The organism is Nocardioides palaemonis, from assembly GCF_018275325.1.
Lineage (GTDB): Bacteria > Actinomycetota > Actinomycetes > Propionibacteriales > Nocardioidaceae > Nocardioides > Nocardioides palaemonis.
Genome location: NZ_JAGVQR010000004.1, coordinates 712,985 through 732,916 on the forward strand (window position 1 = coordinate 712,985; position 19,932 = coordinate 732,916).

The window sequence follows — 19,932 nt, forward strand, 5'->3', positions numbered from 1 at the left end:
GCGAGGATCCTCCGGTCGCGCGGGAGGTGTCCACCACCGATTGCTACGACGTCGCGGCGATGCCCGCCCGCAGCTCGGCGAGAGCGTCGGCGAGGCCGACCTGCGGGCTCCAGCCCCACCCGAGCGCCCGGTCCGCGAGGATCCGGCCGGTCCAGGCCGGCCCGTCCTCCCAGGTCGGCTCGACCCCGAGGGCCGCGCAGACGGCGCCGACGTAGTCGCGCCGGGTGGCGGGCTCCCCGGCGACGTTGACGGCGGTGCATGCGCCGACGACCGGGCCGGCGGCGACGTCGTCGGCCACGGCGGCGATGGCACCGGTGGCGAGGTCCGCGACGAGCGTGGCGAGGTCGTCGACGTGCACCCAGGCGAACGTCGTGTCGGCCACCGCGTGGCGGGCGGCCTCGTCGTCGCGGAGCCGGTCGGGCTGCACGCGGTTCCACACCGAGGTCTCCCCCGCGCCGAGGATCGCGGGCGGGCGCACCAGCACGCGGGTGGCCCCGCCGAGGCGGGCGAGCGCGGCGTCGGTGTCGCGCTTGACCACGCCGTAGTCGTCGGCGTCGTCGGGCACCAGGGCACCGTCCTCGTCGACGTCGCCCACCCCCGGGCTGCGGTCGTAGACGCCGGCGGTCGAGACGTGGACCACGAGCGGCACGCCGGCGTCGGTGGCGGCGGAGGCGATCGTCAGCGTGCCGTCGAGCCCGACGCGGCGCTGGTCGTCGCGTCCCGACCCGAGCGGGTGCACGGTCGTCACCAGGGCGTCGGCGCCGGCCACGACCTGCGCGGCGTAGGCCGGGTCGGCGAAGTCGCCGACGTGCTCCTCGACCCCGGGCAGGTCGGGCGCGGTGGCGGTGCGGCGCACCACGGCCCGCACGGTGGCACCTCGCTGGCTCAGCGCCCGGACCACGTGGCTGCCCACGAGGCCGTTGGCTCCGGTCACGACGACGATGGAGGAGGTCATGACCCCACCCTGTCACCCGGCTCCAGCCCCGGTCGGCCGCGCAGCACCACGCCGGCGACGACCGCGAGCCAGATCGGGGCGAAGACCAGGCTGGTGAGCACGTCGGTGGGGTGGTGCGCGCCCTCGTAGAGCCGCGACGGCGCCACGAGGACCGGCGCCAGGAAGAGGATCCACGCCCACCTGCGCGAGCCGGGGACGGTCCGGAGGAGGTAGACGGCGAGCGCGCAGTAGACGACGATCGACGTCGCGACGTGGCCCGACGGGAAGCTGTGGTCGGGCACGAGACCCGGGTCGAGGATCTTCACCGGTGGCCGGTCGCGGGTGATGAGTGCGGTCACGACCAGGTAGAGCGCGAGGGTGCCGCCGACGAGGACGGCGAAGTAGACCACCGGCCGCCACGATCGCTGCACCCGCCACAGCACCAGGGCCGCAACAGCCGCGACACCCACCCCGACGACCGTGTCGGCGACGTGGCTGCCCCACGCAGCGAGGAAGTCCCCCGTGGGGGTACGTCGATCGGCGATCCAGCGGTTCACGTCGTCGTCCCAAGGGTCCACCGTCGACCCCAGGGGGTGCGTGAGCAGCCAGCCCACGGCCAGCACGCCGAGGGTCAGGAGCACCCATGCGACCGCCAGGGTCCGGGCCGCCGCGCGGGCAGGGGTCGTGTCGTCCACCGGCGGAGCGTGGCAGGTCCGGGAGCGGTCCGCACCACCTGCAGGAGGGTCCGGACGGGCCGACCGCTCGTCGCGCCGCTCCCACCGCTCACCGCGCCGGGCGGCCCACCGGGCGACCGGGGCGCGCGCACCCCTCCCACCCGTCCTGTGACCGGTGTCACGGTGACGGCGGTCACACGCCGGTGACCCCGCCCGGAAGGACCCCTGACGTGACACAAGAGACGCACGACCAGGCCGCGCGCCACGATCCCGTCTACGACGAGCTGTCGGCCCGTCCCGAGTTCTCGGAGCTGCGCTCGCGCTACCGCCGCTTCATCATCCCCGCCACGGCCGCGTTCCTCGCCTGGTACGGGCTCTACGTGCTGCTGTCGATGTTCGCCGGCGGCTTCATGGCCGCGAAGGTCGTGGGCAACGTCAACGTCGCGCTGGTCTTCGGCCTGTTGCAGTTCGTGACGACGTTCCTCATCGCGTTCCTCTACAGCCGCTACTCCAACACCCACCTCGACCCGCTGGCCAAGCAGCTGTCGGACGACTACTACGCGAGCAAGGAGCGCTGACATGGAAGGCCACCAGTTCCTCACCACCGGGTTGTTCCTCGCGGTCGTCGCCCTGACCGTCGGCATCACCATCTGGGCCAGCCGCAACTCCTCCGGCGCGGCCGACCACTACGCCGGCGGACGCGGCTTCTCCGGCTTCCAGAACGGTCTCGCCATCGGCGGCGACTACATGTCGGCGGCGTCGTTCCTCGGCATCTCCGGCGCCATCGCCCTCTCCGGCTACGACGGCTTCCTCTACTCGATCGGCTTCCTGGTCGCCTGGCTCGTCGCGCTGCTGCTCGTGGCCGAGGTGCTGCGCAACTCCGGCCGCTACACGATGGCCGACCAGCTGGCCTACCGGATGCGGCAGAAGCCGGTCCGCACGGCGGCAGCCACCTCGACCGTGGTCGTCTCGATCTTCTACCTGCTCGCCCAGATGGTCGGCGCGGGCGCGCTGGTCGCCCTGCTCCTCGGCGTCCAGAGCGAGGGCCTGAAGAATCTGACGATCTTCTTCGTCGGCGCGCTGATGATCTTCTACGTCACGGTCGGCGGCATGAAGGGCACCACCTGGGTCCAGATCGTCAAGGCCGTGCTGCTGATGGTCGGCTCGGCGCTCATCGTGGTCCTGGTGCTCGCGAAGTTCGGCTTCAACCTCTCCGAGCTGCTCGGCACCGCCGCCTCCAACAGCGGCAAGGGCCAGGCGTTCCTCGAGCCCGGCCTGAAGTACGGCCCCGAGCTGCACAAGAAGATCGACTTCCTCTCCCTCGGCATCGCCTTGGTGCTCGGCACCGCCGGCCTGCCGCACATCCTGATCCGCTTCTACACCACCCCGACCTCCCGCGACGCCCGCAAGTCGGTGCTGTGGGCCATCGGCCTGATCGGCGCGTTCTACCTCTTCACGCTCGTCCTCGGCTTCGGTGCCGCGGCGCTGCTCGACAAGGACGCGTACGCCGAGGTGGCCGCCTCGGGAGGCAACCTGGCCTCGCCGCTGCTGGCAGAAGCCGTCGGAGGCGGACCCGGCTCGACCGGAGGCGCCATCCTGCTGGCGCTGATCGCGGCGGTCGCGTTCGCCACGATCCTCGCGGTGGTGGCCGGACTGACCCTCACCTCGTCGGTCTCGGTGGCGCACGACCTCTACAACTCGGTGTTCAAGGACGGCAAGGCGTCCGAGGCCGAGGAGATCCGCGTGTCGCGCATCGCTGCCGGCGTCATCGGCCTGGTCGCCATCGTGCTCGCCATCCCGGCGCAGAAGCTCAACATCGCCTTCCTGGTGGCGCTGGCCTTCGCCGTCGCAGCCTCGGCCAACCTGCCGGCGATCATCTACAACATGTTCTGGCGGCGCTTCAACACCCGCGGCGCGCTCTGGAGCATCTACGGCGGCCTGATCTCGTCGGTCGGCCTGGTGATCTTCAGCCCGGTCGTCTCCGGCAAGGGCCTCGACCCGGTCACCGGGAAGAACCTGTCGCTGCTGCCGACGAGCATCGACATCTCCTGGTTCCCGCTGGAGAACCCCGGCATCGTCTCGATCCCGCTGGGCTTCCTGCTGGGCTACCTCGGCACCATCACCTCGAAGGAGCCGAGCGCCGAGGAGCGCTTCACCGAGCTCGAGGTGCGTGCCCTCACGGGTGCGGGCGCGGAGCAGGCCAGCACGCACTGACCCGCGGCAGCACACCGACACGTACGACGCCCCGGAGGGCCAGACCCTCCGGGGCGTCGTCGTGCGTGGCGGAGATCCTCAGATGCCGGTGCCCGGCAGGACCGGGCCGCCGTTGACGACCATCGTCCCGCCGTCGTTGTAGGCGTCCGGGCCGTCCGGAGCGGTGTTGGCCCCGAAGTCGATGCCGGTCGCCGTGAGGGTGCCGGTGGCCGAGTTCCACAGGCCGCCGCCCTCGTTGGTGGCGCTGTTGGCGGTGATCACGCCGTTGGTCCAGGTGACCGTGCCGGCACCGGTGATGTGGAGCGCGCCGCCGTTGCCGGGGGCCGCGCCCGTCGCGTTGCCGTCGGCGTCGACGTTGGTCAGTGCGGCCTGGCCGCCGTTGACCTCGATCGCACCACCGGCGCGCGGGGCGGAGTTGCCGTCGAGGGCGCTCCAGCCCATCGTCAGGTCGCCGCCCAGCGACAGGATGCCGCCGCCGGAGCCGGCCGCGCCGGTCGCCTTGTTGGCCTCGATCGTGGCGCCCATGACCGTGAGGTCACCGCCGTCGTCGTAGATCGCGCCACCGCCCTGGTCGGCCGCCGCCCCGCTGGCGGTGTTGCCGCGCAGGTGGGTGTCGGTCACGGACATCGTGCCGGTCGCGGAGTTCCACAGGCCGCCACCCTCGACGGCGCGGTTGTCGTAGACCTTGCTCTGCGACACCTCGACCGTGCCGGCGCCCGTGAGGTGCAGGCCGCCGCCGTTGCCCGGCGCGGTCCCGGCGTCGTTGCCGCTCAGCACCGAGCGGGCGACGCTCGTCGTGCCGAGGTTGGCCTCGATGCCGCCGCCCGCGCGCTTGGCCGTGTTGGCCTCGAGCGTGGTGCCGCCGACCGTCAGCCGGCCCTGGTTGTTGAGCACGCCGCCGCCGGACCCGGCCGCGCCGGTCGCGCTGTTGCGCGAGATCGTCGAGCCGGTGACCGTGGTGGTGCCGTCGGAGTAGATGCCACCACCGCCCTGGTCGGCCGCGGCGCCGGACGCCGAGTTGCCGGTGATCGTCGAGCCGGTCACCGTCATCGTGCCGGTGGCGGCGTTCCAGAGCCCGCCGCCCTCGACGGCGGTGTTGCCGACGACCTGGGTGGTGTCGACGGAGACCGTGCCGGCGCCGGTGAGGTGCAGGCCGCCGCCGTTGCCGGGCGCGGCACCGGTGCTGTTGGCGAGCAGCGTCGAGCCGATCACGGTCGTGGTGCCGACGTTGGCCTCGACGCCGCCACCGGCGCGGGGCGCGGAGTTGCCGCGCACCTCGCTGGTGACCAGCACGAGGGAGCCGAGGTTGTTGAGCAGGCCGCCACCCGACCCGGCCGCGCCCGTGGCGGTGTTGTCGTGGACCTCGCTGCCGCGCACCGTCAGCGCGCCGCCGTCGTTGTAGAGACCGCCGCCGCCCTGATCGGCCGCGGCACCGGCCGCGCTGTTGCGGCGCACGGTGGTGCGCTCGACCGTGAAGGTGCCGGTGGCGGAGTTCCAGAGCCCGCCGCCCTCGGCCGCAGCCGTGTTGCCGGCCACCAGGCCGTCGCGCACCACAACGGTGCCGTTCCCGGTCAGGTGCAGGCCGCCGCCGTTGCCGGGGCCGGCACCGGTGCCGGTGGAGTTGCCGGTGAGCCGGCTGCGGACGAGCGACGTGCTGCCGCCGAGTGCCTCGATGCCGCCCCCTGCGCGCTCGGCGCTGTTGCCGCGCACCCGGGTGTCGACGAGACGCAGCGTGCCGCCGTCGTTCATCACCGCGCCGCCGGAAGCGCCCGCCCCCGCGACCGTCGAGTCGAGCAGGTGCGACTTGCGCACGACCACCGTGCCCCGGCTGCGGATCAGTCCGCCGCTCTCGGTCTCGGCAGGCGCGCCGTTGCGCAGCGTGACCCGCTTGAGCACCAGCCGGCTGTCGGCGCGGACGTCGAAGACGCGGTCGACCTCCTTGGCGTTGATCGTCTTGCCGCGACCGAGCACGACCAGGCTGCCGCGCACGTCGAGGTCACCGCGCCCCGCGCCGCCCTTCGCCGAGCCGCGGGTGTCGAACCGGATGCTGCGCAGCAGGACGATGCGGTCCTTGCCGGCGCTCTTGTTGGCCTTGCGCACCGCGGTGCGCAGCTGCTTCTCGGTGCGTACCCGCCACGTACGTCCCTTGGCGGCCTTCGTCTCCACCGTGCTGGTCGTCGTGGTGCCCGCTCCGGGGGTGCTCCCGCCGTCGGCCGCGTGCGCCGGCGCCACCGCGAACGCCGCGAGTGCGAGCGCGGACGCCGCCACCCCCGTCGTCGCGCGTGCTCCGGCTGTCCTTCGTGCTGACATCGCTGTCCGCCCTCCTGGTCGTGGTCCGGCGACGGTCTGCGCCGGCACGAGTGGGTACGGCGGTCGCCGGGGGCGTGTTCACGACCCCACCCGGTCCGGTGGGAGACGTGCCGATCGCTGAACAGCGTCGTGTCGCGCGCCGTACCCACAGGCGTGACCGGAAGACTGCGTGACGTGAGCGACCCCGACGGCAGCGTCCCCTCGCTCGACGACGAGGACGGCGTGATGGCCGCCTACCGGCAGCACGGCGCGGAGGTCTACCGCTTCGTGCTGCGCGGGCTCGGCGACCCGATGGCCGCCCAGGACGTCACCCAGGAGACGTTCGTCAAGGCCTGGCGCCACGCCGACCGGTTCGACCCGGAGGTCGGCTCGCTGCGGGTCTGGCTGTTCGGGATCGCCCGCAACACGATGATCGACCACGCCCGCGCCCGCCGGGCCCGCCCCTGGCAGGGGAGCCTGGCCGACCCGCCCACCGTGGAAGCCGCCGCCGGCTCCGTGGAGGACCATGCCGACGCGGTGCTCGACGGGTGGCTCGTCGAGGAGGGCCTGCGCCGGATCGCCCCGCACCACCGCGAGGCACTGGTCCAGGTCCACCTGCTCGGGCGCCCCTACGACGAGGTGGCCGCCGAGCTGTCGATCCCGGTCGGCACGCTCCGCAGCCGGGTGTTCTACGCGATGCGTGCCCTGCGGGACGCGATGGACGAGATGGGAGTGAGCCTGTGAGCACCTACGACGACGGGCACCGCGAGCTGCGCGAGCTGCTGGGGTCCTACGCGTCGGGCCACCTGCCCGAGACCGAGGCCGACCGGGTGCGCGCGCACCTCGACGGCTGCGCCGACTGCCGCGCCGAGCTCGACGAGCTGCGCGCGGTGGTCCGCGCGCTGGGCAGCGTCGACGTCTCGTCGTTCACCGACCCCGCGCCCGTGCCGCCGGGCCTGGGCGACGGCGTACGAAGGGCCGTGGCGCAGGCGCGGGCCGACCACGACGCCGACGAGCTCGGCCGGCGTCGGGCCGCCGCCGACGAGCGCCGGCGCCGCTCCCGGCTGCGCCTGGTCGGCGCGGCTGCCGCCGTGGTCGTGGCGCTCGGTGTGGGCGGCGCGGTCGGCCGCGCGACGGCGCCCGAGCCTCCCCAGCCGCCGCTGGAGGCGATCTCGATGGAGGTCGGCGCCGACCAGCAGGTCACGGTGGAGAGCGCCGACCTCGTGGCCCACACCTGGGGCGTCGAGCTGCGGATCGTCGCCGACGGGTTCGCCGAGGGACAGACGTTCCAGGCGGCGTTCCGCACCGACGACGGGGAGCTCGTCCCGGCGGGCGAGTTCATCGGCGTGGGCCCGGCGCCGATGACCTGCTTCCTGCAGTCGGCCGCCCTGCGCCAGGACGTCACCCAGGTCGTCGTGACCGGTCCGGGCGGACGGACGGTGCTCTCCTCCGACCTCTGACCGGCCACCCGGCGCAGCCGCACGACCGTCCGTCGCTCGACGACCGGGCCGACCTGCCGCGGACCAACCTCCGCGCAGTACGTTCGGCCGTGACGACGATCACGTGCGCCTGAGGAGAGAGCCTTGTCCGAGCAGACCCTGTCCAACCTGTCCCGCGAGGACCGCCGCTTCGAGCCGCCGGCCGACCTGGCCGCCGACGCCAACGTGAAGGAGGAGGCGTACGCCCGGGCCGACGCCGACCGCGAGGCCTTCTGGGCCGAGGCCGCCGACCGGCTCGAGTGGGGCCAGAAGTGGGACCAGGTCCTCGACTGGTCGAACCCGCCGTTCGCCAAGTGGTTCGTCGGCGGCACCATCAACGCCTCGGTCAACTGCGTGGACCGGCACGTGGCCGCCGGCAACGGCGACAAGGTGGCGCTGCACTGGGTCGGCGAGCCGGAGGACGACACCCGTGACATCACCTACGCCCAGCTCAAGGACGAGGTGTCGAAGGCCGCCAACGCGCTGACCGAGCTCGGCGTGCAGAAGGGCGACCGCGTCGCGATCTACATGCCGATGATCCCCGAGGTCGTCGTCGCGATGCTCGCCTGCGCCCGGCTCGGCGCCCCGCACACGGTCGTCTTCGGCGGCTTCTCCGCCGACGCGCTCGCCTCGCGCATCACCGACTGCGAGGCCCACGTCGTGATCACCTCCGACGGCGGGTTCCGCCGCGGCGCCCCGTCCGCGCTCAAGCCGGCCGTCGACGAGGCGGTCGAGAAGACCGGCGACCTGGTGCGCAACGTGCTCGTCGTGCGCCGCACCGGCCAGGACGTCGACTGGCACGAGGGCCGCGACGTGTGGTGGCACGACGCCGTCGACAGCGCGTCGGCCGACCACGAGCCCGAGATGCACGACTCCGAGCACCCGCTCTACGTCATGTACACCTCCGGCACGACCGGCAAGCCGAAGGGAATCCTGCACACCACCGGCGGCTACCTCACCGGCACCTCGTTCACCCACTGGGAGGTCTTCGACCTCAAGCCCGACACCGACGTCTACTGGTGCACCGCCGACGTCGGCTGGGTGACCGGCCACTCCTACATGGTCTACGGCCCGCTCGCCAACGGCGCGACCCAGGTGATGTACGAGGGCACGCCCGAGAAGGGCCGCTGGTGGCAGATCGTCCAGGACTACAAGGTCACGATCTTCTACACCGCCCCCACCGCGATCCGGACCTTCATGAAGCAGGGCCGCGAGATCCCGGACTCCTACGACATGTCGTCGCTGCGGCTGCTCGGTTCGGTGGGCGAGCCGATCAACCCGGAGGCGTACGTCTGGTACCGCGAGGTCATCGGCGGCGAGCGCTGCCCGATCGTCGACACCTGGTGGCAGACCGAGACCGGCCAGATCATGATCAGCCCGCTGCCCGGCGTCACCGCCGGCAAGCCGGGCTCGGCGATGAAGGCGCTCCCGGGCATCGCCGCCGACGTGGTCGACGACGAGGCGCACCCGGTCGGCAACGGCAACGGCGGCTACCTCGTGCTCAAGCAGCCGTGGCCGGCGATGCTGCGCACGCTGTGGGGCGACGACCAGCGGTTCAAGGACACCTACTGGTCGCGCTGGGAGGGCCTCTACTTCGCCGGCGACGGCGCCAAGCTCGACGACGACGGCGACATCTGGCTGCTCGGCCGCGTCGACGACGTGATGAACGTGTCGGGCCACCGGCTGTCGACCACCGAGATCGAGTCGGCGCTCGTGTCGCACCCGAAGGTCGCGGAGGCCGCGGTCGTGGGTGCGGCCGACGAGACGACCGGCCAGGCCGTGTGCGCGTTCGTCATCCTGCGCGACTCGGCCGGTGACGGCGGCGAGGACATCGTCGAGGAGCTGCGCAAGCACGTCGCCAAGGAGATCGGCGCGATCGCCAAGCCGCGCCAGATCATGGTCGTGCCCGAGCTGCCCAAGACCCGCTCCGGCAAGATCATGCGACGCCTGCTCAAGGACGTCGCCGAGCACCGCGAGGTCGGCGACGTCACCACGCTCGCCGACTCGACGGTGATGGACCTGATCAAGGACAAGGAGTCCGCGGCCCCCGCCGAGGACTGAGTTCTTACGGACCGAGGAACAACCGACCGACCCGGCAGGCGAGCCCTGCCGGGTCGGCTACGTTCGGGACGGTGACCACTCCCCGCGCCGACGTCGCCGTGATCGGCGGCTCCGGCTTCTACTCCTTCCTCCCCGACGCCACCGAGCACGAGGTGCCGACGCCCTACGGCGAACCCTCGGCACCGATCACGGTCGGCGAGGTGGCCGGTCGTGCGGTCGCCTTCCTCCCCCGCCACGGACGACACCACGACCACCCGCCGCACGGCATCCCCTACCGCGCCAACGCCTGGGCGCTGCGCTCCCTCGGCGTGAGCCAGGTGCTGGCTCCCTGCGCGGTCGGCGGGCTGCGCGACACCGTCGCCCCGGGCGACCTCGTGGTCCCCGATCAGCTCGTCGACCGGACCCACCGGCGGGTGGGCTCCTTCGTCGAGTCGGGCGCGGTTCACCTGCCCTTCGCAGACCCCTACTGCCCGGGCGTCTCGACCGCCCTCGCGTCGGCCGGCGACGACGTGCGCCGCGGCGGCACCATGGTGGTCGTCGAGGGGCCGCGCTTCTCCACGCGCGCCGAGTCGCGCCACTACGCGCAGCAGGGGTGGGACCTGGTCAACATGACCGGGGCACCCGAGGCGGCGCTCGCGCGCGAGATGGGCCAGTGCTACGCCGCCCTCGCGCTGGTCACGGACATGGACGCCGGCGCCGGGTCGGGCGACGGCGTGGGGCAGGAGGACGTCTTCGCGCTCTTCCGGGCCAACCTCGAGCGGCTCAGCGGCCTGCTCATGGCTGCGATCGGCGCCCTCCCCGACCCGGACGGCTGCGCGTGCGGCACCTGGTGGGACGGCGTCGACCTGACCTACGACGTGCCGGGCACCGACCGGTGAGGGTCCTGCTCACGGGCGCGGCCGGCTTCATCGGGACCGCGATCTCCCGACGGCTCGACGCCGAGGGTCACGACGTCGTCGGCGTCGACCTGATGCTCGGCCGCGCGCACGGCAGCACCGAGCCGCCGGCCGGCGTCCACCACCTCGACGTGCGCGACGCCGGGTCGCCCGCGTGGACCGACCTGCTGCGCGGCACGGACGTGGTCTGCCACCAGGCGGCGCTCGTCGGCGCGGGGGTGCGCGTCTCGGACCTGCCGGCGTACGCCTCCCACAACGACGTCGGCACGGCCGCGCTGCTCGCCGCGATGCACGCCGCCGGGGTCGACCGGCTGGTGCTCGCGTCCTCGATGGTCGTCTACGGCGAGGGGCGCTACACGTGCCCCGAGCACGGCGACCAGCAGCCGCCGCCGCGCGCGGTCGCCGCGCTCGAGGCGGGTGACTTCGAGAACCACTGTCCCGCCTGCGGACGCGCGCTCGGCTGGGCGCTGGTTCCGGAGGACGCACGCCTCGACCCGCGCAGCAGCTATGCCGCGAGCAAGCTGGCGCAGGAGCACTACGCCTCGTCGTGGGTGCGTCAGGCGGGTGCTGCGGCGGTGGCGCTGCGCTACCACAACGTCTACGGCCCGGGCATGCCCCGCGACACCCCCTACTCCGGGGTCGCTGCGATGTTCCGCTCGTCGCTGGAGCGCGGCGAGGCGCCGCAGGTCTACGAGGACGGTGGGCAGGTGCGCGACTTCGTCCACGTCGACGACGTGGCCAGCGCCAACGTGCTGGCGCTCGAGCAGGTCGTGGCCGAGCATGTGCCGCGCTACGCCGCGTACAACGTGTGCTCCGGTCGCCCGGTCACCATCCTCGACGTCGCCCGCCGGGTCGCGGACGGCACCGGACGGGGCATCGCACCCGAGGTGACCGGCGGGTTCCGTCCCGGCGACGTGCGGCACGTCGTCGCCTCGCCGGAGCGAGCCTCGCGCGAGCTCGGCTTCACCGCTGCGGTCGACCCCGACGCCGGCCTGCCCGACTTCGCGACGGCGCCGCTGCGCGCCTGAGCCGGCTCACCAGCTCGTGTAGAGCAGGTGCTGCACCGCGAGCGCGGTGCCGACCTGGAGCGCCAGGCCCCAGCGCCGCCAGCCGGACGGCAGCAGCGCCAGCGACAGCGTCAGCCACGGCACGAACGGCAGCCAGATCCGCTCCACCTCGGCCTTCGACATCCGCGACAGGTCGGCGACCGCGACCGCCGCGAGCGCCGCGAGCGCGAGCACCGACAGCACGCGGGCCTCCCCCTCGTGCCGGCGCGCGGCGACCACGACGCCCGCGGCGAGGAGCGGACCGCCCGAGACGAGCAGCGCCCCGAGGTTGCCCCACGTCCAGTAGGCCGCCGGGCGGGTGGCGGCGATGCCGTCCCAGTAGCGGTCGACGAGGACGGGGTAGGCGTCCCACCACGCGAAGCCGAGCGCTGCGAAGGCCAGCACCACCACCAGCGCCGCCGCGGCCGCCACCGGCAGCGGCGACCAGCGGCGCGCCAGCCACAGCACCGCCAGGGACGGGAGGCCCAGCAGCGGGAGTCCGTAGGAGCTCATCACGCACCAGCCGAGCAGCAGCCCGGCGAGCAGTCCCCACCCGACCAGGCCGGACCGCGAGCGCGACGTCGCGGAGGCCGCCAGCGCGGCGAGGCCCCAGCAGGCGGTCACGGTGAAGACCGCGTCTGCGGAGACCGCGAGGTAGACCGCGGCCGGGCTGAGCACGAGGAACGGCGCGGCCAGCCGAGCCCCGCGGTCGAGCCCCAGCCGGCGCAGCGTCACCAGGGTGGCGGCCGGGATGCTCGCCGCGACCGCCACGACGACCAGCGCCGCCGCGAGGTCGCCCCCGAGGCCGACCCGCACCAGGGCGACGAAGAACAGCACCGCACCCGGCGGGTGCCCGGCCAGGTGCGTCGGCCAGTGGTCCGGGTGGCTGTTCGGGATCCGGTCGACGTACTCGCGCAGCATCGCCGGGACGTCGTCGATCCCGCGCGCAGCGATGAGGTACTCGTGCGGGTTGGTCATGACGCGGGTCAGCCCGGCAGTCCCGTCGACGAGCGCGAGCGACAGCAACCAGGCGACCGCGACGGCGTACGACGCCACGAGCAGGCGGAGCCCCGACCACCGCAGCGCCCACGCCTCGGCCCGCCACACGCCGACGACCGCGAGCAGCACGGCGACGACCGTGGCCGGCGCGACCTTGACGTCGAGGTAGCCGTGGGTGGGCGGCACGCCGAGCATGTCGCTGCGGGCGTCGACGTCCCACCCGACCAGCGGCGGCACGACGAACGAGGCGGTCAGGACCACGAGTCCGAGGCCGAGCCCGACGGTCGCCCGACGGGCTCCGGACAGCGCATCCGCGGTCGTCTGGCTCATGCGTCCCACCCTAGGGACGCGACGGCACGGATCACGTCCTGCGGCCACACGTCACGACTTCGTAAGGACGCAACCCATCGGTTTCGGGACCCGCCGTCACTAGCGTCGACGACGTGCCCACCTGTGATCTCGTGCTCCCCTGCCGCGACGAGGCGCCCGCCCTGCGCGAGCTCCTCCCGCGGGTGCCCTCGGCCTTCTCCGTGATCGTCGTCGACAACGGCTCGCGCGACGACACCGCCGCCGTCGCCCGTGCCCTCGGGGCCCGGGTGGTCGCCGAGCAGGCACCGGGCTACGGCGCCGCGGTCCACGCCGGGGTCGAGGCCGCGACCGCCGACTACGTCGCGGTGATGGACGGCGACGGGTCCTTCGACCCCGACCAGCTGCTGCCGATGCTGGCCGACGTCGCGTCCGGCGCGGCGGACATCGCGGTCGGACGGAGGCGTCCGGTCCGGCGCGGGGTGTGGCCCTGGCACGCCCGCCTGGGCAACGCCGTGGTCACGGCGTGGCTGCGGCGCCGCATCGGCATGGACGCCCACGACATCGCGCCGATGCGGGTGTGCGGCCGCGAGGCACTGCTCGGCCTCGACCTGCGCGACCGACGCTTCGGCTACCCCGTCGAGCTGCTGCAGGCCGTCACCCACCACGGGTGGCGGGTCTCCGAGCACGACGTCGACTACCACCCACGCGCCGCGGGCACCCGCTCCAAGGTGTCCGGCTCGGTGCGCGGCACGCTGCGCACCGCGCGCGACTTCGCGCAGGTCCTGCGATGAAGGTGCTGGTCGTCGCCAAGGCCCCGGTCGCCGGGCAGGTCAAGACCCGCCTCGGCGCCGTCATCGGCGCGGAGGCGGCCGCGCGCCTCGCCGCCGCCGCGCTCCTCGACACCATCGAGGCCTGCCGCGCGGCCGGCGCCGAGGGACACCTGAGCCTTGCCGGTGACCTGCGCGACGCCGTCCGGGGCGCCGCCATCACGGCGGCGCTCGACGGCTGGACCGTCAGCCCCCAGCGCGGCGACGGCTTCGCCGAGCGGCTGGTCCGGGCCCACGCCGACGCCGGTCCCGGACCCGTCGTCCAGATCGGCATGGACACCCCGCACGTCACCGCCGCGGCGCTGGCCGCGGTCGCCGGCGGCCTGGTCGACCACGACGCGGTGCTCGCGCCCGCCGCGGACGGCGGCTGGTGGGCGCTCGCCCGCCGCGACCCCGCCGACGTACGCCACGTGGCGCAGGTCGAGATGTCCACCGCCGACACCTGCGCCGACACCCGGGCCGCGCTCGAGCGCGCCGGCTGCCGCGTCGGGGACGCCCGGGTCATGACGGACGTCGACACCGTCGAGGACGCCGACCTCGTCGCCGCGCTCGCCCCGCACACCCGTTTCGCCCGCGCGTGGCGCGGTGCCCGCCCCGGAGGTGAGTCGTGATCGACCAGTCCTTCAGCACGCTGTTCGCCAGTGCCCTGCACGGGGCGCCCACGGTCGTCGTGCGCCCCGGCGAGGAGCCGATGGTGCTGCCGGTCGACCTGTGGCGGCGCCCGGCCGACGAGCACGACCGCGCCCTGGTCGGGCTGTGCGTCGGACCCACCCTCGACGTCGGCTGCGGTCCGGGCCGGATGACCGAGGCGCTCGCGCTGGCCGGCCACCTCGCCCTGGGGATCGACGTCGTCGACGCCGCCGTGACGCTGACCCGCGAGCGCGGTGTCGCGGCGGTGCGGCGCGACGTCTTCGACCGGGTGCCCGGCGAGGGTCGTTGGGCCACGGCGCTCCTCGCCGACGGCAACATCGGCATCGGGGGCGACCCCGTCGCGCTGCTCCGCCGGGTGCACCGCCTGCTCGCGCCCGGGGGCCGCGTCGTCGTCGAGGTCGAGCGGCCGGGCGTCAGCCCGACGCAGGGGTGGGCCTCGCTCGAGGCGCCGGGGCGGCGCAGCCGGCCCTTCCGCTGGGCCACCCTCGGGGTGGACGACCTCCCCGGCGCAGCCGCTGCGGCCGGCCTCGCGGTGCACCGCGTCCTCCGCGTCGGCGACCGGTACGCCGCTGTCGTCACCGAGACGGGTGGGGCGACGTGGTGACGACGCGGCTGCGGCCGCCCACCCCCGACTCGTTCACCTCCCGCCTGCGCAGTCCCGCGGTCGCCGCCCGGGTGGGCCTGTGGCTGGGCGTCTCGTTCGGGATCTGCTTCGCGACCGGGCTGGTCAGCCACTACGCGCAGCTCCCGACGCACCCGGTCCCCTTCCCGACGAGCCCGAGCTGGGGCTACCGGCTCACCCAGGGTCTCCACGTCACCACCGGCGTCGCGGCGATCCAGCTGCTCCTCGTCAAGCTCTGGTCGGTGCTGCCGCGGCTCTTCGAGGCGCCGCCGCTGGGCGACCCGCGGCGGTTGCTGCTCACCGTGCTCGAGCGCGGCTCGATCGCGGTCCTCGTGGCCGCCTCGGTCTTCCAGCTGGCGACCGGCGTGCTCAACGCCGCCCAGTGGTACCCGTGGACCGCCTTCTCCTTCCGCACCACCCACTACGCCCTCGCCTGGATCGCCGTCGGCGCGCTGCTGGTCCACGTCGCGGTGAAGCTGCCCGTCATCCGCGACGTGCTCGCGCACGACATCGACGACACCAGCCACGACCGACCCGCCGCGACGGTGGCCGGTCCGCTCTCCCGGCGTGCGCTGGTGCGTACGACGTTCGCCGCGGCCGGCGTCGCCGTGCTCGCGACGGCCGGGGGCACGGTGCCGTGGCTGCGCCGGGTCTCGGTGTTCGCGACCCGCACCGGCGAGGGCCCTGGCGGGGTCCCGGTCAACAAGTCGGCGCAGGCTGCCGGCGTCGAGGAGTCGGCCACCGCCACCGACTGGCGGCTCGAGGTCGTCGTCGACGGCACCGTCACCGCGGCGCTGTCCCTCGACGACCTGCGGGCGATGCCGCAGCGCACCGTCGACCTGCCGATCGCCTGCGTCGAGGGCTGGAGCGCCCAGGGCACCTGGTCGGGCGTCCGGCTCGCGGACGTCTTGCGCGCCGCCGGTGCGGCGGCCGGGAGCGACGTCGCCGTCACCTCGCTGCAGCAGGCCGGTCCCTTCCGGCGCACGACTCTCCCGGCCGGCTTCGCCGACGACGAGCGCACCCTGCTGGCCCTCGACCTGGCCGGCGCGCCGCTGGCCCTCGACCACGGCTTCCCGTGCCGCCTGATCGCGCCCAACCGGCCGGGCGTGCTGCAGACCAAGTGGCTCTCCCGACTGGAGGTGGGCGCATGAGGACCCGGCTGGCCCTCGGCTCCGGCGGCGTCGCGCTCGCCCTCTACGGGCTCCTGCTCCTGCTGTCGCGTCAGGACCCGGGCCAGTGGCTCGAGGTGGCGCTGTGGCTCGCCGCCGGGGTGGTGGCGCACGACGTCCTGCTCTCCGGGGTGGTCATCGGGACGTGCCTGCTCGGGTCCCGGCTCCTGCCGGACCCGTGGCGGGCACCGGCGGCGATCGCGCTGGTCGTGTGGGGCGCCCTCAGCGTGGTCGCCGTCCCGGTCCTGGCCGGCGGCGGCGTCCGGGCCGACAACCCGACGCTGCTGGACCGGCCCTACGTCGCGACCTGGTGGGTCATCAGTGCCATCGTGGTCCTCGTGGTGGCGGCCACCGGCTTCGTCCGGGCGCGCCGCAGGCACGAGGAGGGGTGAGCCGGGTGGCGAAGGTGCTGGTGGTCGACGACGACGCGACCGTGCGCGAGGTGGTCGTCGACTACCTCCGCGCCGCCGGGCACGACGTCCACGAGGCGGTCGACGGCGGGGGTGCGCTCGACGCGGTCCGGACCGTCGGGCCGGACCTGCTGGTGCTGGACGTGATGATGCCCGGCATCGACGGTCTCGAGGTGTGCCGACGGCTGCGGCGGCACTCCGACGTGCCGGTCGTGCTGCTGACCGCGCTGGGCGAGGAGCAGGACCGCGTGATCGGCCTCGAGATCGGCGCGGACGACTACGTCACCAAGCCGTTCAGCCCCCGCGAGCTGGTCCTCCGGGTCGACTCCATCCTGCGCCGCTCGGCGGGCGGCTCCGACGTCGGCGTGCCTCCGGTGACCGTCGACGGCGACCTCGTGGTCGACCGCGACCGCCGGCAGGTGACGCTCGCGGGGCGCGAGACGCAGCTGACCGCCCGCGAGTTCGACCTGCTGGCCTTCCTCGCCGCGCGGCCGGGCATCGCGTTCTCCCGTGACGACCTGCTGCAGCAGGTGTGGGGCTGGTCCTTCGGCGACCAGTCGACCGTGACCGTCCACGTGCGGCGCCTGCGCGAGAAGGTCGAGGCCGACCCGACCACGCCGACCCGCCTTCTCACCGTCTGGGGAGTCGGCTACCGCTGGGAGGCCCAGGCATGAGCGACCTGACCGAGATCTGGCTCGTCGCCGCCGGGAGCGGCGTCACCGTGGGCCTGCTCGGCCTGCTCGCGGGCTGGTGCCTGCGGCACCGCTCGCTGCGCTGGCAGCTCGCCATCGTCGGCGTGGTCACCACGCTCACCATCCTGCTGGGCGTGCAGGCCATCTCGCGGCGGATGCTGATCTCCGACCACGACCGCTCGGTGGCGCTGATCGTGACGACCGCGGCCGCGCTGGTGTCCCTGGTGGTGGCCCTGGTGCTCTCCGCCGCCCTGGCGCGCTGGTCCCGGTCGCTGCGCGAGGACGTACGCCGGGTCGGTGACGGCGACTCCGTCAAGGGCGGTCGTCGCTGGCCGGCCGAGTTCCAGGGCCTGTCCGACGAGCTGGCGCTCGCCCACGAGCGGCTGGCCGCCGCGCGCGAGCGCGAGCAGCGGCTGGAGGAGTCGCGCCGCGAGCTCGTCTCGTGGGTGTCGCACGACCTGCGCACCCCGCTCGCCGGGATCCGGGTGATGGCCGAGGCGCTCGAGGACTCGATCGCGAGCGACCCCGCGCGCTACCACCGCCAGATCCGCGGCGAGGTCGACCGGATGGTCCAGATGGTCGACGACCTCTTCGAGCTCTCCCGCATCCACTCCGGCCAGCTCGTCGTGCAGCCGCAGCCGATCGTGGTCGGTGACCTGGTGAGCGAGGCGCTCGCGGCGGCCGAGCCGGTCGCCCGGGCACGCCAGGTGTCGCTCGGGGGCGAGGTCCCGCACGGCCTGCAGGTCGCCGCCGACCCGGCCGGCCTGTCCCGCGTCTTGGCCAACCTGATCGTCAACGGGATCCGCCACACCCCGTCCGACGGCACCGTCCACGTGGCGGCGCGCCCCGTCGACGGCGGCGTCGAGCTCGCCGTCACCGACGGCTGCGGGGGCATCGCCGACGCCGACCGCGAGCGGGTCTTCGAGGTGGGCTACCGCGGCACCGCCGCACGTACGCCGGACAGCCCGCTGCAGGACGTCCACACCGCACGCGCCGGCCTGGGCCTGGCCATCGTCAAGGGCATCGTCGAGGCCCACCACGGCGAGGTCGAGGTCGCCAACACCGGCGCGGGCGGGCGGGCGGCGGGCTGCCGGTTCGTCGTCCGGCTCCCGGTCGCCCCGCCGGCCTGAGCGGCACGAGCGCCGAATCAGCGCTGGAGCGCCGCCTCGACCTCGTCGGCGCCGGTGTCCGGCTCCTCCTCGTCGTCGTGCTGCTGGCCGCGGGTGGTGGCGAGCAACAGCACCACGCCGACCACCGCGGCGAAGAGGGAGGCCAGCAGGATCGCGATCTTCGCCTCCTCGGTGAGCAGGTCGGAGCCCGGGAACGACAGGCCCGCGATGAAGATCGAGACGGTGAAGCCGATGCCACCGACGGCTCCGAGGCCCAGCACCATCGGCCAGGAGGTGTCGTCGGGGAGCTTGCCGAGGCCGGTGCGGACGGCGAGGAACGACGCCAGGAAGATGCCGACCGGCTTGCCGAGCACTAGCCCGAGCACGATGCCGATCCCGACCGGCTCGGTGAAGACCTTGCCGATCGCCCCGAGCTCGACGCCGGCGTTGGCGAGCGCGAAGACCGGCAGCACGACGTAGGACGACAGGGGGTGCAGTCCGCTCTGCAGCCGCTCCACCACCGACACCGACTCCTTGAGCAGGAACCGCAGCTTGGCCAGCTCGTCCGGGTCGAGCACGTTGTCCTTGAGCGCCTGGCGGGCGTGCCCGCGCGCGACGCTCTCGTTGAGCAGCGGGGTGGCGGGCGCGAGCAGGCCGATCGCGACGCCGGCGAGCGTGGCGTGCACGCCCGACTCGAGCAGCGCGAACCACACGCCGACGCCGAGGATCGCGTAGACCACGACGGTCCAGATCCGCAGCAGCCGGGCGAGGACCATCGCGGCGAGCATGCCGATCGCGACCGCGAGCCAGCCCAGCGAGAGGTCGGCAGTGTAGAAGATCGCGATCACGAGGATCGCGCCGATGTCGTCGACGATCGCCAGGGTCAGCAGGAACAGCCGCGCCGACGACGGGATCCGCCGTCCGAGGATCCCGAGCACGCCGACCGCGAACGCGATGTCGGTGGCCATCGGGATGCCCCAGCCGTCGGCGCCGTCGCTGCCCGGCGGGTTGAGCGCGAGGTAGATGCCGGCCGGCACGACCATGCCGCCGATCGCCGCCACGATCGGCAGCGCCGCGGTGCGCGGGTCGCGCAGGTCGCCGTTGACCAGCTCGTACTTGATCTCGAGGCCGACGACGAAGAAGAAGACCACCATCAGCGCGTCGTTGACCCAGTGCTGCAGCGACTCGTCGAGGTGCAGCGGACCGACGTCGAGGGTGAGGTGGGTGTGCCAGAGCGTGTCGTAGGACGACGCCCACGGGCTGTTGGCCCACACCAGCGCGACGGCCGCGGCGAGCAGCAGGAGCAGCGAGCCGGCAGCCTCGACGCGCAGGAACTCGCGCACCGGACGGGCGACGAGGCGGGCGAGCGGCTTGTTGCTCGCGATGTAGGACGGACCGGTCTCCCAGAGGTCGTCGCTCACGCTGGCGTCGTCGTGGGGGTTCGTGGGGCGGGAGGCCATGCGGGGGCCACCTTTCGGGGTGGTCGGGGCGATCTCTCCGCAGCGTCCGCCGCGGGCCGACCAGACTTCCCGGCTCACCTGAGGCCCCAGTC

The 19,932-nt window shown here is 74.0% G+C and carries 19 protein-coding genes; 14 read left to right on the top strand and 5 right to left on the bottom strand.

All coding sequences use genetic code 11. The annotated features are described in order from the left end of the window. Positions 1 to 43: 43 nt before the first annotated feature. Complete coding sequence (locus tag KDN32_RS19125; RefSeq protein WP_211733854.1) at positions 44 to 955, bottom strand: NAD-dependent epimerase/dehydratase family protein; 912 nt, start codon at positions 953 to 955, stop codon at positions 44 to 46. After that, the gene (locus tag KDN32_RS23425) at positions 952 to 1,629 is read right to left on the bottom strand and encodes a phosphatase PAP2 family protein (protein WP_211733856.1); all 678 of its coding nucleotides are present in this window, start codon (positions 1,627 to 1,629) and stop codon (positions 952 to 954) included. The genes KDN32_RS19125 and KDN32_RS23425 overlap by 4 nt, the downstream gene beginning before the upstream one ends. 209 nt (positions 1,630 to 1,838) lie before the next feature. Between KDN32_RS23425 and KDN32_RS22645 the strand changes: the two genes are divergently transcribed. After that, complete coding sequence (locus tag KDN32_RS22645; protein ID WP_307854223.1) at positions 1,839 to 2,186, top strand: DUF485 domain-containing protein; 348 nt, start codon at positions 1,839 to 1,841, stop codon at positions 2,184 to 2,186. Between the two features lies 1 nt (position 2,187). Next, positions 2,188 to 3,822 (top strand): monocarboxylic acid transporter, encoded by a 1,635-nt coding sequence (locus tag KDN32_RS19140; protein WP_211733859.1) that lies wholly within the window; start codon positions 2,188 to 2,190, stop codon positions 3,820 to 3,822. A gap of 78 nt (positions 3,823 to 3,900) precedes the next feature. On the opposite strand, the gene KDN32_RS19145 is transcribed toward KDN32_RS19140, so the two are convergent. Next, positions 3,901 to 6,132: a hypothetical protein gene (locus KDN32_RS19145; protein ID WP_211733861.1), complete on the bottom strand. Its 2,232-nt coding sequence runs from the start codon at positions 6,130 to 6,132 to the stop codon at positions 3,901 to 3,903. Between the two features lie 174 nt (positions 6,133 to 6,306). Between KDN32_RS19145 and KDN32_RS19150 the strand changes: the two genes are divergently transcribed. From KDN32_RS19150 to KDN32_RS19170, 5 genes are all read left to right on the top strand, one after another. Continuing rightward, positions 6,307 to 6,855, top strand: coding sequence for a sigma-70 family RNA polymerase sigma factor (locus KDN32_RS19150; RefSeq protein WP_307854224.1), 549 nt, complete (start codon positions 6,307 to 6,309; stop codon positions 6,853 to 6,855). Further along, positions 6,852 to 7,571, top strand: a complete 720-nt coding sequence (locus tag KDN32_RS19155) for an anti-sigma factor family protein (protein ID WP_211733863.1) — start codon at positions 6,852 to 6,854, stop codon at positions 7,569 to 7,571. Before KDN32_RS19150 ends, KDN32_RS19155 begins: the two co-directional genes overlap by 4 nt. Positions 7,572 to 7,694: 123 nt before the next feature. Continuing rightward, positions 7,695 to 9,650: an acetate--CoA ligase gene (gene acs / locus KDN32_RS19160; protein WP_211733865.1), complete on the top strand. Its 1,956-nt coding sequence runs from the start codon at positions 7,695 to 7,697 to the stop codon at positions 9,648 to 9,650. 71 nt (positions 9,651 to 9,721) lie between these two features. Then, positions 9,722 to 10,528, top strand: a complete 807-nt coding sequence (locus tag KDN32_RS19165) for an S-methyl-5'-thioadenosine phosphorylase (RefSeq protein WP_211733866.1) — start codon at positions 9,722 to 9,724, stop codon at positions 10,526 to 10,528. Next, entirely contained in the window at positions 10,525 to 11,574 is a 1,050-nt protein-coding gene (locus tag KDN32_RS19170) for an NAD-dependent epimerase/dehydratase family protein (RefSeq protein WP_211733868.1), read from the top strand. Before KDN32_RS19165 ends, KDN32_RS19170 begins: the two co-directional genes overlap by 4 nt. 6 nt (positions 11,575 to 11,580) lie before the next feature. On the opposite strand, the gene KDN32_RS19175 is transcribed toward KDN32_RS19170, so the two are convergent. Beyond that, positions 11,581 to 12,921 carry a hypothetical protein gene (locus KDN32_RS19175; protein ID WP_211733871.1) on the bottom strand — a complete coding sequence of 447 codons (1,341 nt, stop codon included), beginning with the start codon at positions 12,919 to 12,921 and terminating at the stop codon, positions 11,581 to 11,583. Positions 12,922 to 13,034: 113 nt separating this feature from the next. On the opposite strand from KDN32_RS19175, the gene KDN32_RS19180 reads away from it, so the two are divergent. Genes KDN32_RS19180 through KDN32_RS19210 form a run of 7 tightly spaced genes read left to right on the top strand, consistent with a single transcriptional unit; the run spans position 13,035 to position 18,401 of the window. Further along, the gene (locus tag KDN32_RS19180; RefSeq protein ID WP_211733873.1) at positions 13,035 to 13,691 is read left to right on the top strand and encodes a glycosyltransferase family 2 protein; all 657 of its coding nucleotides are present in this window, start codon (positions 13,035 to 13,037) and stop codon (positions 13,689 to 13,691) included. Next, positions 13,688 to 14,338 carry a TIGR04282 family arsenosugar biosynthesis glycosyltransferase gene (locus KDN32_RS19185; RefSeq protein ID WP_211733875.1) on the top strand — a complete coding sequence of 217 codons (651 nt, stop codon included), beginning with the start codon at positions 13,688 to 13,690 and terminating at the stop codon, positions 14,336 to 14,338. The genes KDN32_RS19180 and KDN32_RS19185 overlap by 4 nt, the downstream gene beginning before the upstream one ends. Next, positions 14,335 to 14,982: a methyltransferase domain-containing protein gene (locus tag KDN32_RS19190; protein WP_211733877.1), complete on the top strand. Its 648-nt coding sequence runs from the start codon at positions 14,335 to 14,337 to the stop codon at positions 14,980 to 14,982. The genes KDN32_RS19185 and KDN32_RS19190 overlap by 4 nt, the downstream gene beginning before the upstream one ends. Next, on the top strand, positions 14,979 to 16,151 hold the full coding sequence (locus KDN32_RS19195; protein ID WP_307854225.1) for a molybdopterin-dependent oxidoreductase: 1,173 nt from the start codon (positions 14,979 to 14,981) through the stop codon (positions 16,149 to 16,151). Before KDN32_RS19190 ends, KDN32_RS19195 begins: the two co-directional genes overlap by 4 nt. After that, positions 16,148 to 16,561 (top strand): hypothetical protein, encoded by a 414-nt coding sequence (locus KDN32_RS19200; protein WP_211733879.1) that lies wholly within the window; start codon positions 16,148 to 16,150, stop codon positions 16,559 to 16,561. The genes KDN32_RS19195 and KDN32_RS19200 overlap by 4 nt, the downstream gene beginning before the upstream one ends. Positions 16,562 to 16,566: 5 nt before the next feature. Beyond that, positions 16,567 to 17,253: a response regulator transcription factor gene (locus tag KDN32_RS19205; protein WP_211733881.1), complete on the top strand. Its 687-nt coding sequence runs from the start codon at positions 16,567 to 16,569 to the stop codon at positions 17,251 to 17,253. Continuing rightward, positions 17,250 to 18,401, top strand: a complete 1,152-nt coding sequence (locus KDN32_RS19210) for a sensor histidine kinase (protein ID WP_211733884.1) — start codon at positions 17,250 to 17,252, stop codon at positions 18,399 to 18,401. Before KDN32_RS19205 ends, KDN32_RS19210 begins: the two co-directional genes overlap by 4 nt. A gap of 17 nt (positions 18,402 to 18,418) precedes the next feature. Here the strand turns inward: KDN32_RS19210 and nhaA are convergent, their stop codons facing one another. After that, complete coding sequence (gene nhaA, locus KDN32_RS19215; RefSeq protein ID WP_211733886.1) at positions 18,419 to 19,840, bottom strand: Na+/H+ antiporter NhaA; 1,422 nt, start codon at positions 19,838 to 19,840, stop codon at positions 18,419 to 18,421. Between the last annotated feature and the right edge of the window lie 92 nt (positions 19,841 to 19,932).

What these genes read in the sequence shown, in the direction of transcription:
- KDN32_RS19210 (WP_211733884.1), top strand. Translation starts at nt 17,250, where the DNA reads ATGAGCGACCTGACCGAGATCTGGCTCGTCGCCGCCGGGAGCGGCGTC.
- KDN32_RS19185 (WP_211733875.1), top strand. Translation starts at nt 13,688, where the DNA reads ATGAAGGTGCTGGTCGTCGCCAAGGCCCCGGTCGCCGGGCAGGTCAAG.
- nhaA (WP_211733886.1), bottom strand. Translation starts at nt 19,840, where the DNA reads ATGGCCTCCCGCCCCACGAACCCCCACGACGACGCCAGCGTGAGCGAC.
- KDN32_RS19125 (WP_211733854.1), bottom strand. Translation starts at nt 955, where the DNA reads ATGACCTCCTCCATCGTCGTCGTGACCGGAGCCAACGGCCTCGTGGGC.
- KDN32_RS19175 (WP_211733871.1), bottom strand. Translation starts at nt 12,921, where the DNA reads ATGAGCCAGACGACCGCGGATGCGCTGTCCGGAGCCCGTCGGGCGACC.
- KDN32_RS19145 (WP_211733861.1), bottom strand. Translation starts at nt 6,132, where the DNA reads ATGTCAGCACGAAGGACAGCCGGAGCACGCGCGACGACGGGGGTGGCG.
- KDN32_RS19140 (WP_211733859.1), top strand. Translation starts at nt 2,188, where the DNA reads ATGGAAGGCCACCAGTTCCTCACCACCGGGTTGTTCCTCGCGGTCGTC.
- KDN32_RS19200 (WP_211733879.1), top strand. Translation starts at nt 16,148, where the DNA reads ATGAGGACCCGGCTGGCCCTCGGCTCCGGCGGCGTCGCGCTCGCCCTC.